This is a genomic window from Roseateles sp. UC29_93, assembly GCF_042695725.1.
Classification (GTDB): Bacteria; Pseudomonadota; Gammaproteobacteria; order Burkholderiales; family Burkholderiaceae_C; genus Roseateles; species Roseateles noduli_A.
Map to the genome: position 1 here is coordinate 4,084,308 of NZ_CP170545.1, position 12,454 is coordinate 4,096,761.

Sequence of the window (12,454 nt, forward strand, 5' to 3'; positions counted from 1 at the left end):
CTCACATCGGCGCTCATCTCGGCGCCGCCACCGCCGCGATCGGCGCCGCGGTCGGCGTCGCGACCACCTTGATGCGCGCGATCATCTCGTCGACGGCCTGGTCGACCGGCACCTTCTCGTTGAGGACGCGGTTCATCGCCTTGGCCCAGACGTTCTCGTTGTTCAGCACCGTGAACTTGTAGTTCTTCGTGAACTCGAACGTGACCGTGCCGGCCATGAACTGATCGTGGACCGATTGGCGATGGGCGTCGGCCTTCCAGAATGCGCTCTGCTGCGCCGTCCTGGTGACCGGGAACCAGCGGCCCAGCGCGCCTTCGACATAGGGCGTCAGGTTCTGCTCTTCGAGCAGGAAGGCGACGAACTGCTTGGCCGCGGCCTTGTTCTTTGCCTCCTTGAACACCACGCCGGTCTTCACCGCCGCGCGGTACACCATCTTCGAGCCGTCGGGCTTGGCGGGGAACCCCGCGGTGCGGATCCGCTGCGTGTAGTTCTTCTTCGCCGTGGCGCGCTGCTCGTCGCTGAGCATGGCGTTGTTCATGTCGTCCAGCCACTTGGCGGCGATCGAGATCGTCGCGTTGTGCGTCATCACGGTCGTCCTGTTGTGGAACGCGACGTTGTTGTCCGGGTCCTTCCAGCTCGTGCTCGACGGCGGCGAGCATCCCTTGCTGTAGACCTGGGTGTAGTCGGTCATCGCGCGGATCAGCCCCTGGCGCACGGTCGGGTCGTCGATCAGCAGCTTGCCGCTGTCGTTGACGAGCTTGACGTTGTAGGCGTCCATGAAGGTCAGGAACGAGTAGAACGAGTCGCTCGAATCCACGCCCAGCGGCATGCCGATGCCGAACACGCGCGAACCGGTCTTGGCGCGGTACGCGGGTTGGACCCTGTCGCACCAGAAGCTCCAGAAGTCCTTCCAGACGGTCGGGATGTCCGACTCCTTGAAGCCTGCTTCGGCGAGCATGTCGACCCAGAACTCGATGTGCATCGTCTGCTGCTTGATCGGGAACGCGTAGTACGCGCGCTTCCTCTCCTGGTCGTTGTACAGGAACGTGGTCTCGACCGTGTTCGGCGCGAAGCGCGCGCGGATCGGGTCGATCACGCTGCTGATGTCCTCGAGCTTGCCGTCGAAGGCCCACTTGCCCGTGACCTGCAGGTCGAAGAGGTCGCCATAGGACACGTCCGGCGGGTTGCCGGAGTCGAGTGCGGACACGATCTTGGGGATCATGTCGTGCAGCGGGTACAGCGACAACTCGACCTTGATGTCCCTGTGCTTCTCCTCGAATTTCCTGATCGCGGCGAAGAGAGCGTCGTCCTCGGCCTTGTAGAAGCCCTTGACCCACCAGACGGTGAGCTTTTCCTGCGCGAAGACCGGACCGGTGGCAACGAGGCAGGCGCCGGCGAGCGCGACCGTCATCCATGTTCTGAGCTGCATGTGCTTGTCTCCTGTGGAAGGGCCCAATCTGTCGAGGTCTAGTAGTATCGTATGATGATTGGCTGAATCGGACTGCCGGGAAATACCCGGATGGCGGCGCCGATCGGACCGCCTCAGGCGGTGCCGGCCGCCCGCGCGACCGCCCGGGGATCGACCCCGAGCTGGCGTGCGCTCTCGAGGATCTGCCCCCACGTCGTCGCATCGACCGGTACGCCGTCGCGCAGCCGGCGCACGCGCGATTCGCGTTCGGGCTCGCCGGCCAGCCGGATCTTGTCGACGCCTTCACGCGGCGGCGACGCGAGCGCCCAGTCGGTGAACGCCAGCACCTCGCGCTCGAAGGCCGCGCGGTCGCCGAGCGCCGCCGGGTCGACCAGCACCGAGAGCATGCCGTTGAGCACGCGCCGCTGGCCGGTGTCGTCGCCGTGCTGCGCGAGGCCCGCGGCAAGCGCGCCGCCGAGCAGCTCGCACAGCATCGCCAGGCCGTAGCCCTTGTGCGCGCCGAAGGGGAGGATCGCGCCGAAGGGCTCGATCACCGAGTAGCGCGGATCGCGCGTGGGCCGTCCGATGTCGTCGATCAGGATGCCCGGCTCGAGCAGCTCGCCCTTGTTGTGCGCGACGCGGGTCTTGCCCTGCGCCAGCAGGCTGGTCGCGAAGTCGAGGATCATCGGCGGGCGGCCCGGCATCGGCACGCCGGCGGCGAACGGGTTGGTGCCGAAACGCGCGTCGCTGCCACCGAACGGCGCGACGATGCAGCGCGAGATCACGTTGACGAAGTGGAGCGACACCAGGCCCGCCTCGGCCGCCAGCTCCGCCCAGGCGCCGATGCGACCCAGGTGGTGCGAGTTGCCGAGCGCCACGATGCAGCAGCCGCATTGCCTGGCCCGTGCGATGCCCAGCGCCATCGCCTCGCGTCCGATCACCTGGCCGAAACCGGCCCCGCCGTCGAGCCGCAGCATCGCGCCGGTGTCGAGCAGCGTGCGCACATGGGCGTTGGGGTTGAGGCCGGATTCCTGGTACGCCCCGGCGTAACGCGGCAGGATGCCGATGCCGTGGGAGTCGTGACCGGTCAGATTGGCGTCGACGAGGTGGGTGGCGACCGCGTCGATCTCGTCGTCGCTGCTGCCGAAGCCGGCGACGATCAGCCGCACGGCACTGAGCAGCCGCGTCGCGTCGATGGTCAGCATCCCGCTCATGGTTGACATTCCGGCACCGGCGAGATCGGCGGCCTGCCGCCGAGGCGCGCCTGCAGGTTGGCGACCACGAGGTCGGCCATCGCCTGGCGTGTCTGGGTGGTGGCGCTGCCGATGTGCGGCGAGAGCACCACGTGCGGGATCGCGCGCAGGCGCTCGGACACGTCCGGCTCGCGCTCGAACACGTCGAGCCCGGCGCCGCCGATCACGCCGCGCTCCAGCGCATCGATCAGCGCCGCTTCATCGACGACCGAGCCGCGCGCCACGTTGATCAGAATGCCCTTGTCGCCCAGCGCGGCCAGCACCTCGGCGTTGATCAGGTGGCGCGTCGCGGCGCCGCCCGGCGTGATGACAACGAGAAAGTCGCTCTCGGCGGCCAGCGCCACGGGGTCGGCGAGGTAGCGGTGCGTGACCCCCGCCCGCGGGCTGCGCGAGGTGTACGCGATCGACATGCCGAACGCCGCGGCACGGTGCGCGATGGCCTGTCCGATGCGCCCCATGCCGACCAGCCCGAGCCGCGCGCCCGACATCTTGCGGCCCAGCGGCATCGGCCCGCTCGCCGCCCATTGGCCGCTGCGCACATGGCGGTCGGCCGCGGGCAACTGGCGAGCGGCCGACAGCATCAACCCGATCGCGAGGTCGGCGACGTCGTCGTTCAACACGTCGGGCGTGTGCGTGACGACCGCGCCGCGCGCCCTTGCCGCCGCAACGTCGACGCCGTCGTAGCCGACCCCCATCACCGAGATGATTTCGAGTCTGGGCAACTGGGCGATCAGCTCGGCGGGGATCTTGGACTCGCCGTTGGCGGCGATCGCGCGGATCGTCGGTGCGACGGCCGCGAACGCGGTGGGGTCGGTCTCGTGCAGGCGATCGTGCACCGCAAAGGCGGCGTCGAGTTTCGGCACGAGCAAGGACGACAGTCTGGCGGCAGTGAGCAGCGGAATGGCGGCGGGCATGGGTGATTCCTCGGAATGACACGACAGGTTGACGTTCAATCGTCATACCATAATACTGATGCCAGTCCCGGGCGCCGATCCGGGTTAACCGGGGTGGAAATGAACCAGACTCCCAAGAAGAAACCCGCCGCGCTCCGCAGCCAGCAATGGTTCGGACGCCAGGACCGCGACGGCTTCGCCTACCGCAGTTGGCTCAAGGGATCGGGCGCGCCGCACGACCAGTTCGACGGCCGGCCGGTGATCGGCATCTGCAACACCTTCAGCGAGCTCACGCCCTGCAACTCGCACTTCCGCACACTGGCCGAGCAGGTCAAGATCGGCGTGTACGAGGCGGGCGGCTTTCCGCTCGAGTTCCCGGTGATGTCGCTGGGCGAGACGCTGATGCGCCCGACCGCGATGCTGTACCGCAACCTGGCGTCGATGGATGTCGAGGAGAGCATCCGCGGCAACCCGATCGACGGCGTCGTGCTGCTGATGGGCTGCGACAAGACGACGCCGTCGCTGGTGATGGGCGCGGCCAGCGTCGACCTGCCGACCATCGGCGTCAGCGGGGGGCCGATGCTCAACGGCAAGTGGCGCGGCCAGGAACTCGGTTCGGGTACCGGCGTGTGGCGCATGAGCGAACAGGTGCGCGCCGGCACGCTCAAGCTCGCGGATTTCCTCGACGCCGAGAGCTGCATGCACCGCAGCCACGGCCATTGCATGTCGATGGGCACGGCAAGCACGATGGCGTGCATGGTCGAGGCCCTGGGCCTCGGGTTGCCGGGCAATGCGGCGTACCCGGCCGTGGACGGCCGGCGCAACCTGCTGGCGCGCAACGCCGGGCGGCGCATCGTGCAGATGGTGCACGACGACCAGCGGCTGTCGACCCTCCTGACGCGCGAAGCCTTCGAGAACGCGATCAGGACGCTCGCCGCGATCGGCGGTTCCACCAACGCGGTGATCCACCTGATCGCGATCGCCCGGCGCATGGGCGTGGCGCTGGACATCGAGGACTTCGACCGGCTCGGGAGCGACTTGCCGTGTCTCGTGGATCTCCAGCCGTCCGGCAGGTTCCTGATGGAAGACTTCTGCTATGCCGGCGGGCTCCCGGTGGTGATGAAGGAGATCGCGCAGCACCTGCACCTGGGCGCGATGACCGCGAGCGGTCTGAGCGTGGGCGAGAACATCGCCGACGCCGAGAACTTCAACGCGGAGGTGATCCGGCCGCTCGCCGCGCCGTTCAAGGAGAAGGCGGGCATTGCCGTGCTGCGTGGCAACCTCGCGCCGCGGGGCGCGGTGATCAAGCCGAGCGCGGCGACGCCCGGCCTGCTCGTGCACAAGGGCCGCGCGGTGGTGTTCGAGGACATCGAGGACTTTCACCGGCGCATCGACGACGAGGACCTCGACATCGACGAGACCTGCGTGATGGTCCTGAAGAATTGCGGCCCCAAGGGCTATCCCGGCATGGCCGAGGTCGGCAACATGCCCTTGCCGCCCAAGGTGCTGCGCAAGGGCATCACCGACATGGTCCGCATCAGCGACGCGCGCATGAGCGGCACGGCCTACGGCACGATCGTGCTGCACACCGCGCCGGAGGCCGCGGCGGGCGGGCCGCTGGCGGTCGTGCGCAACGGCGACATCGTCGAGCTGAACGTGCCGGAGCGGCGTCTGCAGCTGCACATCAGCGACGCGGAGCTGGCGACGCGCCTGGCGGCCTGGCAGGCGCCGCCGCCGCCGCTCGCCAGCGGCTACTGGCGCCTGTACGTGGACCACGTGCTGCAGGCGGATCAGGGCGTGGATCTGGATTTCCTCGTCGGCAGGCGCGGGGCCTTCGTGCCGCGGGACAACCACTGAGGACCTGGATCGCGGTCGACGAGGCCCGTCGTCGCCGCTGACGTACGCAGAACGGCATCCTGCCTGCCATGCGTCTTCCCACAAGGAGACGCCATTGATGGAGAGCGATGCGCATCGAGACGGCATCCACCGGGCCGCACTGGCCCGACAACTGCGCGAACTGATCGACGACGGCCGCGACGCACTGCCGCTGCCCGGCGGCGGCCGCACGCTCGACCGCTGGCGCGCGCTCGCCCGCGTCGCCGCGCAGGATCTGTCGCTGGTCAAGCTCTTCGAGGGCCACACCGATGCCCACGCCACGCTCGCGGAGGCCGGCGCCGCGCCGCACGCCCGCGCCAGCTACGGCCTGTGGGCCGCCGAACCGCCGCAGGCGCGGGTGGTGTTCCGCCGCGTGGCCGCGGGCGGGATCGTCCTCCACGGCAACAAGTCCTGGTGCTCCGGCGCCGAGAGGCTCGACCGTGCGTTGCTGACCGTGTGGGACGAGCAGGGAGCCGGTCCCTGGCTCGCGGATGTCGATCTGCATCACCCCGGCGTGCACATCGACGACGCCGCCTGGCACGCCGTCGGCATGGCCGCCACGGCGAGCGCCACGGTGAACTTTGAAGCCGCTCCCGCACGCCTGATCGGCGACGCCGGTTTTTACCTGTCGCGCCCCGGCTTCTGGCACGGCGGCATCGGCATCGCGGCCTGCTGGCACGGGGCCGCGTGTGCGGTGGCAGACGCTCTCCGTGCGCAAGCGAACACAAGCCCCGACCCCGGCTGGCACCGCAGCCTGGCGCTGGGCGAGGTGGACCGCCTGCTCAGCGCCAACGCCGCCCTGCTCCGCGAGGCCGCCGCCTGGATCGACCGCCATCCGACCGCCAACGCCCGCATCTGGGCGCTGCGCACGCGGGCGGCCGCCGACGACTGCGCCCAGCAGGTCCTGCGCGCCGCCACGCGCGCCATGGGCGCCGGTCCGCTGTGCCTTGACCCTCATTTCGGGAGGCTGGCAGCCGATTTGCCAGTGTTCATCCGGCAATGCCACGGCGACCGCGATCTGGCCGCCCTGGGGGCCGACAACCTCAAGGAAGACACCCCGCCATGGACGCTCTGATGCACCGACGCCCGTTCCAGACCGTGAACGAGGGCATGCCCGCCGACCTCGCCTCCGGCGAGTCGCCGCTGCGGTCACCGTCCGACCGCCGCATCGACGGCGAAGGGACGCCCGAATGGGCCTGGCGCCAATGGCAGCCGCTGTGGGGCGCGCCGCTGACCTCGCTCGACGAACTGGTGCCCGAAGGCCGCCGCGCCGTCGTCGTCGCGCCGCATCCCGATGACGAGGTCCTGAGCTGCGGCGGCTTGCTGTCGCTGCTGGTGACGCGCCACCGCGCCGGCCTGCCGCCCGATCGCGCGCCGGCGCCGCCGGTCGAACTGGTGGCCGTGACGGATGGCGAAGCCAGTCATCCGGGCTCGCCGCGCTGGACGCCGCAGCGCCTGGCCGTGCAGCGCCGCTACGAGCGTGCCTCCGGCCTGCGCCGTCTGGGACTGCACGTCCCCGTGCATGCGCTCGGCGTGCCGGACGGGCGCATCGCCGAGCAGGAGGACGACCTGGTGCTCGAGTTGTGCCGCCGTCTGCGGCCGGACGATGTCGTCCTCACCTCGTGGCGATTCGACGGCCACCCGGACCATGAGGCCACCGGCCGCGCCTGCGCGCGCGCCACGCTGCTGACGGGCGCCTCGCTGGTGGAGATCCCCATCTGGGCCTGGCACTGGGCCCGTCCCGGCGACGCCGCGGTGCCCTGGCACCGGATGCGGCGCCTGCCGCTCAACGCGCGTTCGCTGCGGGACAAGCGCACCGCGCTGGCCGCGCATCGCAGCCAGCTGCTCGACGACGGGGACCACCCGCCGGTGCTCTTCGCCGAAGCGGTGAACCGCCTGCTGCGCCCCTTCGAATTCGTGCTCGCGCCCGAGGCGCCTCAATGAAGGACGATGCCAGCGGTGCTCCGGCGGCGTTGGCGCGTCATTTCGAAGCGCTGTTCACCGACAGCGCCGATCCCTGGGGCTATCGAACCCGGTGGTACGAACAACGCAAGCGTGCGATGGTGCTGGCCTGCCTGCCGCGGGAACGCTACGCGCGCGGCTTCGAGCCCGGCTGCGCCAACGGCGAGCTGAGTGCCGCGCTGGCCACGCGATGCGACCGCCTGCTGTCGACCGACGGCAGCGAGACGGCCGTGGCGCATGCGAAGGAACGGCTGGCGTCCCTGGTCCATGTCGACGTCACGCGCGCGACCATGCCGGCCGACTGGCCGGTCGGCCGCTTCGACTTGATCGTGCTGAGCGAGATCGGCTACTACCTGGAGGAGGGCGGTCTCGACGCGTTGATCCGCCGCGCCGCCGCGAGCCTGGAGACGGGCGGCACGCTGCTGGCGAGCCATTGGCGGCACCAGGAGGGCGACTACCTGCGCCTGGGCGACGAGGTGCACCGCCGCATCGACCTGCTGCTGCGCGAGCGCCACGGCATGACACGGCTGCTGCGGCACGACGAGGCGGACTTCCTCGTCGAGGTCTGGAGCGACGACGTGCGCTCGGTGGCGCAGCGCGAGGGCTTGAGACCATGATCGGCATCGTGGTCCCCGCGCATGACGAGCAGGCGCTCATCGGCCGCGCGCTGAGGGCGCTGAAGATCGCCGCGGCGCATGAGGACCTGGGCGCGGAGGAGGTCCGGATCCTCGTGGTGCTCGATGCGTGCCGCGACGCGACGGAGGCGGTGGTCCACGCGCTCGGCATCGACTGCCTCGCGATCGAGGCGCGCAACGTCGGCATCGCGCGCGCGGCCGGCGCCCAGGCGCTGATCCAGCGCGGCGCGCGCTGGCTCGCCTTCACCGACGCCGATTCGACGGTCGCGCCGTGCTGGCTCGCGCGGCAGCTCGCGCTGCGCAGCGAGGCGGTCTGCGGCGTCGTGGAGGTCGACGACTGGAGCGGCTATTCCAGCGAGGAGCGGCGCGCCTACGAAGCCGGCTACCTCGATGCCGAGGGGCATCGCCACATCCACGGCGCCAACCTCGGCGTGTGCTCGAACGCCTATCAGCGCGCCGGCGGCTTTCCGCCGCTGACCAGTCGCGAGGACGTGGCGCTGGTGCACCGGCTCGTCGCGCAGGGCGCCCGCATCGCATGGACCAACACCGTGCGCGTGCTGACGAGCGCCCGCCGCGCCGGCCGCGCGCCGGAAGGCTTCGCCTCCTTCATGCAAGGGCTGTGCGTGTCCCCGCAGACCTCGTGAGTTTCGTGAGACTCGCACGCGTCGCGGTAGGACCCAGACGCCTCACGGTCCACAGGCGCCACAGCGCCACTGGTCACTGACCCCGCAGGCCACCAGCCCCGCTGGCCTCATGGGCCTCGCGATGACCGACGCCGTGGCTCTCCTCATGTCCGCAGGTCGGCGACCTTGTCCGGCGTCATCGGCGTGCTGCGCAGGCGCTTGCCGGTGGCGTGGAAGATCGCGTTGCTGATCGCCGCGGCGACGCCGACGAGGCCGATCTCGCCGACGCCCTTGGCGCCGAGGCTGCTGACCACGCGGTCGTCCTCCTCGACGAAGAGCACGTCGATGTCGGGCACGTCGGCGTTGCAGGCGATGTGGTACTCGGCCAGGCTGTGGTTCATGAAGCGGCCGAGCGCGTGATCGCTCAGCGTCTCCTCATGCAGCGCCTGGCCGATGCCCCACACGACGCCGCCGATGATCTGGCTGCGCGCCGTCACCGGATTGATGATCCGCCCCGCCGCGACCGCGCTGACGACCCGCGTCACGCGCACCGTGCCCAGACGCTCGTCGACGCGCACCTCGACGAAGACCGCCGAGTGCACCGCCCGGATGTACTTCCGCTGCTTCAGTACGTTGGGCAGCATCAGGTACTTCTCGTCGAGCGGCCCGCCGGCCTCCTCGCGCAGCAGCTGCGACAGCGGCACCGCCGCGCCGGTGTCGGATCGATGGAGCTGGCCGCCGCGGCAGACCACATCGGAAAAGCGCGCTCCATCGAAGCCCGGCGCGTGTTGCTTCGCCCGTTTCCACAGCGTCTTGCGCAGTTTCTCGCAGACGCCTTGCACGGCTGAGCCCACCGTCGCGACGTGCGCCGAACCACCCTCGATCGGCGCGACCGGCAGCGTCGAGTCACCGAGCCGGAACGTGACCCGCTCCAGCGGCAGGCCCATCTCCGCCGCCGCGATCTGCGCCATCGTCGTGTAGGTCCCGGTGCCGATGTCGGTCGCGGCGCTCTCGACGACGAGACGACCGTCCTCATCGAGCGTCGCCCGCGCCCGCGCGAACATCTGCATCGCATCCCAGGTCCCCGTCGCCATGCCCCAGCCGACGAACTCATGGCCCTGCCGCATCGAGCGCGGCGCGGCGGGCCGTCGCTCCCAGCCGAAGCGGCGCGCGGCCTGCTCGTAGCACTGGCGCAGCGCCTTCGTCGAATAGGGCAGGTCGTTGGCCTCGTCCCGCTCGGCGTAGTTGCGCAGCCGCAGCTCGAGCGGATCGATGCCCGCGGGCATGGGCGAGTTCGTCCATCGCGACCTCCAGCGCATGGACGCCGTGCGCGGCGCCGGGCGCGCGCATGTCGATCGGGCTGTACTGGTCGAGCGGGACGACCCGGTAGTCCAGCCGCACGTTGTCGCAGGCGTAGAGCTGGCCGGACCAGTTGACGACGACCTCCACATAGTCCTCGCGGCGCGAGGTCTCCGCGATGGCCTCGTGCATCACGGCCGTCAGCCGGCCGTTCGCGTCCGCGGCCAGCCGCACGCGCTGCCAGGTCTCGGGCCGATGGCCGAAGGTGAACATCTGCTGGCGCGTCAGCACGACCCGCACCGACTGCTTCAGCTGCAGCGCCGCCATCGTCGCGAGCAGCAGGTTGTACTGCGGCCGCAGGCCCGAGCCGAAGGCGCCGCCGACGAAGGCGTTCTTCACCGTCACCCGGCGCGCCGGCAGCCCGAAGGCGCGCGACACGACCCAGCGCGAGTTCTGCGATCCCTGCGTCTTGTCGTGGATGGTCAGGTGACCGTCGGGATCAATCAGCACCGTCGTGGCGTGCATCTCCATCGGGTTGTGGTGCTCGACGCCGGCGTAGTACTCGCCGTCGGTCGAGAACGCGGCCGCGTGCCACGCGGCCTCCGCATCGCCGCGCGGCTTCGGCGGCGGCGAGAAGCCGACCTTCAGCCGCGACGGTTCGCGGGCGCGCGAACGGTTGTCCAGCAGATGCGTGTCGTGCGGCACGACCTCGACCTCCACGCGGACCAGCATCGCCGCGTAGCGCGCCAGCTCCAGCGTGGTCGCCACCACCAGCGCCACCGGCTGGCCGCTGTAGTGGACTTCGTCGTCGTGCAGCGGCTTGAACGGCGAGCCTCCCGGTGCGGTCATGTCCTTGTAGAACAGGTCCATCGATCGCATCTTGGGCCGGTGGAGGTGGGTCAGCACGTCCACGACGCCGGGCAGCGCCAGCGCGGCGCTCGCGTCGATGGACACGATGCGGCCGCGCGCGACCGGCGTGTTGACGACGACGCCGATCAGCAGCCCGGTGCCCGAATGCTCCGCGGCGTACTTCGCCGCGCCGGTGACCTTTGCCAGCGCGTCGATGCGCGGCAGCGGCGTGCCGATCGCGACCGCGCCGGTGCCGGCGGGGGCCATGGGCTGCTGCGTCTCGCGCAGTCGACGGCGTTCATCACCGGTCGTCGTGCCGGCGCCGGCGGGAAGGTCGAAGGCATCGGCGGCGTCGGAGGCATTGGACGCGTTGGACGCGTTCGCCGCATCGGACGAACTGGAAACGGGCAGTGAGCTCATGGAGCCTCCGCGGTCGGGGCGCGGTCCTCTCGCGCGCCGAGCGCGCGAAAGGCGTCTTCGCCGGTATTGGTGGGGATGCCCGCCAGCGCCATCTCCAGCGCGCGCACGACGGCCTGTCGCGCCAGCGGGATCTTGAAGGCGTTGCCGGGCGTCGATTCGGGCAGCGCGGGACCGCCGCAGGGGGTGGCGTCCTTCAGCAGCGCCGCCGCGCAGGCGCTGAAGAGCTGCGGCGAGGGCCGCTCGCCGACCAGCAGCCGTTCGGCATCCGGGTTCCGCCACGGCTTGTGGGCGACGCCGCCCAGGGCGACCCGTGCGTCGACGATCAACCCCGTGTCGTCGAGTTCGAAGCCGGCGGCCACCGAGACCAGCGCGAACGCGTAGGACGCGCGCTCGCGCAGCTTCAGATAGCAGCTGTGCGCCTGCAGGCTGTTGGGCGGCACGACCAGATGGGTGATGAGCTCGCCCGGAGCCAGTGTGGTGTCGAGGTCCGGTCGATCGCCGGGCAGCCGGTGGAACTCGCCGAACGGGATCACCCGTCGGCCCGCGGTGCCGATGACATGGACCTCCGCGTCCAACGCGGCCAGCGCGACGCAGAGGTCCGACGGATGCGTCGCTACGCAGTGCGCGCTGGCCCCGAGGATCGCGTGCTGCCGCGCCAGTCCCGTCGCCGCCGGGCAGCCGCTGCCGGGGATGCGCTTGTTGCAGGGCACGCCGATGTCGTAGAAGTAGAGGCAGCGGGTGCGCTGCAGCAGGTTGCCGCCGTTGGTCGCGCGGTTGCGGATCTGCGGCGAGGCGCCGGCCAGGATGGCCGAACGCAGCAGCGGCAGGCGCTCGGCGACCAGCGGGTGGTAGGCGGTCGCCGCGTTCGTCGCCAGCGCGCCGAGGTGCACGGCGCCGTTGCCGGTGTCGCGGATCTCGCGGATCTCGCGCAGGTCGCCGACGCCCAGCCGGCCGATGTCGACGAGCCGCACCGGCGCCATCACGCCTTCCTTCATCAGGTCGACGAGGTTGGTGCCGCCGGCAAGGTAGCGCGGCGCGCGCGCCTCGGCGGCGCCGGAGGTCCCGAGGTCGCGCGGCCCGATGGCCGCTTCGGCGAGGGGCGTCTCGGCAGCGTCACCGACCGCACCGGTGGCCAGACCGGCGGCCAGGCCGGCGAACTGGTGGAGGGCCTCGTCCGCGGACGTGGCGCGGTGATAGTCGAAGCGGTTCATTCGCGCACCTCGCCGGTGTCGGCGGC

The 12,454-nt window shown here is 70.7% G+C and carries 9 protein-coding genes and 1 pseudogene; 5 read left to right on the plus strand and 5 right to left on the minus strand.

The annotated features are described in order from the left end of the window. Positions 1 to 13 precede the first annotated feature (13 nt). The 3 genes from ACFJIX_RS19000 to ACFJIX_RS19010 form a co-directional block, all read right to left on the minus strand. Positions 14 to 1,429: an ABC transporter substrate-binding protein gene (locus tag ACFJIX_RS19000; protein ID WP_377153729.1), complete on the minus strand. Its 1,416-nt coding sequence runs from the start codon at positions 1,427 to 1,429 to the stop codon at positions 14 to 16. A gap of 113 nt (positions 1,430 to 1,542) precedes the next feature. After that, a complete protein-coding gene (locus tag ACFJIX_RS19005) occupies positions 1,543 to 2,622 on the minus strand; it encodes a malate/lactate/ureidoglycolate dehydrogenase (RefSeq protein ID WP_377153732.1) in 1,080 nt (359 codons plus the stop codon). Further along, positions 2,619 to 3,575 (minus strand): 2-hydroxyacid dehydrogenase, encoded by a 957-nt coding sequence (locus ACFJIX_RS19010; RefSeq protein ID WP_377153735.1) that lies wholly within the window; start codon positions 3,573 to 3,575, stop codon positions 2,619 to 2,621. The genes ACFJIX_RS19005 and ACFJIX_RS19010 overlap by 4 nt, the downstream gene beginning before the upstream one ends. A 99-nt stretch (positions 3,576 to 3,674) precedes the next feature. On the opposite strand from ACFJIX_RS19010, the gene ACFJIX_RS19015 reads away from it, so the two are divergent. From ACFJIX_RS19015 to ACFJIX_RS19035, 5 genes are all read left to right on the plus strand, one after another. Next, a complete protein-coding gene (locus tag ACFJIX_RS19015; RefSeq protein ID WP_377153738.1) occupies positions 3,675 to 5,411 on the plus strand; it encodes an IlvD/Edd family dehydratase in 1,737 nt (578 codons plus the stop codon). A gap of 97 nt (positions 5,412 to 5,508) precedes the next feature. After that, positions 5,509 to 6,504 carry an acyl-CoA dehydrogenase gene (locus ACFJIX_RS19020; protein ID WP_377153741.1) on the plus strand — a complete coding sequence of 332 codons (996 nt, stop codon included), beginning with the start codon at positions 5,509 to 5,511 and terminating at the stop codon, positions 6,502 to 6,504. Then, a complete protein-coding gene (locus tag ACFJIX_RS19025; RefSeq protein WP_377153744.1) occupies positions 6,492 to 7,373 on the plus strand; it encodes a PIG-L deacetylase family protein in 882 nt (293 codons plus the stop codon). The genes ACFJIX_RS19020 and ACFJIX_RS19025 overlap by 13 nt, the downstream gene beginning before the upstream one ends. Beyond that, positions 7,370 to 8,008, plus strand: coding sequence for a class I SAM-dependent DNA methyltransferase (locus tag ACFJIX_RS19030; RefSeq protein ID WP_377153747.1), 639 nt, complete (start codon positions 7,370 to 7,372; stop codon positions 8,006 to 8,008). The genes ACFJIX_RS19025 and ACFJIX_RS19030 overlap by 4 nt, the downstream gene beginning before the upstream one ends. After that, positions 8,005 to 8,670 (plus strand): glycosyltransferase, encoded by a 666-nt coding sequence (locus ACFJIX_RS19035; protein WP_377153749.1) that lies wholly within the window; start codon positions 8,005 to 8,007, stop codon positions 8,668 to 8,670. Before ACFJIX_RS19030 ends, ACFJIX_RS19035 begins: the two co-directional genes overlap by 4 nt. Before the next feature lie 143 nt (positions 8,671 to 8,813). On the opposite strand, the pseudogene ACFJIX_RS19040 reads toward ACFJIX_RS19035, so the two are convergent. Together ACFJIX_RS19040 and ACFJIX_RS19045 are read right to left on the minus strand one after the other, a co-directional pair. Further along, positions 8,814 to 11,064, minus strand: a pseudogene (locus ACFJIX_RS19040) (xanthine dehydrogenase family protein molybdopterin-binding subunit). Between the two features lie 149 nt (positions 11,065 to 11,213). Further along, the gene (locus ACFJIX_RS19045) at positions 11,214 to 12,428 is read right to left on the minus strand and encodes an FAD binding domain-containing protein (RefSeq protein ID WP_377153752.1); all 1,215 of its coding nucleotides are present in this window, start codon (positions 12,426 to 12,428) and stop codon (positions 11,214 to 11,216) included. Positions 12,429 to 12,454: the final 26 nt, after the last annotated feature.

Bases quoted from the DNA above. Each gene is read 5' to 3' on its own strand.
- ACFJIX_RS19030 (WP_377153747.1), top strand. From the start codon at position 7,370: ATGAAGGACGATGCCAGCGGTGCTCCGGCGGCGTTGGCGCGTCATTTC.
- ACFJIX_RS19015 (WP_377153738.1), top strand. From the start codon at position 3,675: ATGAACCAGACTCCCAAGAAGAAACCCGCCGCGCTCCGCAGCCAGCAA.
- ACFJIX_RS19035 (WP_377153749.1), top strand. From the start codon at position 8,005: ATGATCGGCATCGTGGTCCCCGCGCATGACGAGCAGGCGCTCATCGGC.
- ACFJIX_RS19005 (WP_377153732.1), bottom strand. From the start codon at position 2,622: ATGAGCGGGATGCTGACCATCGACGCGACGCGGCTGCTCAGTGCCGTG.
- ACFJIX_RS19000 (WP_377153729.1), bottom strand. From the start codon at position 1,429: ATGCAGCTCAGAACATGGATGACGGTCGCGCTCGCCGGCGCCTGCCTC.
- ACFJIX_RS19045 (WP_377153752.1), bottom strand. From the start codon at position 12,428: ATGAACCGCTTCGACTATCACCGCGCCACGTCCGCGGACGAGGCCCTC.
- ACFJIX_RS19025 (WP_377153744.1), top strand. From the start codon at position 6,492: ATGGACGCTCTGATGCACCGACGCCCGTTCCAGACCGTGAACGAGGGC.
- ACFJIX_RS19010 (WP_377153735.1), bottom strand. From the start codon at position 3,575: ATGCCCGCCGCCATTCCGCTGCTCACTGCCGCCAGACTGTCGTCCTTG.
- ACFJIX_RS19020 (WP_377153741.1), top strand. From the start codon at position 5,509: ATGGAGAGCGATGCGCATCGAGACGGCATCCACCGGGCCGCACTGGCC.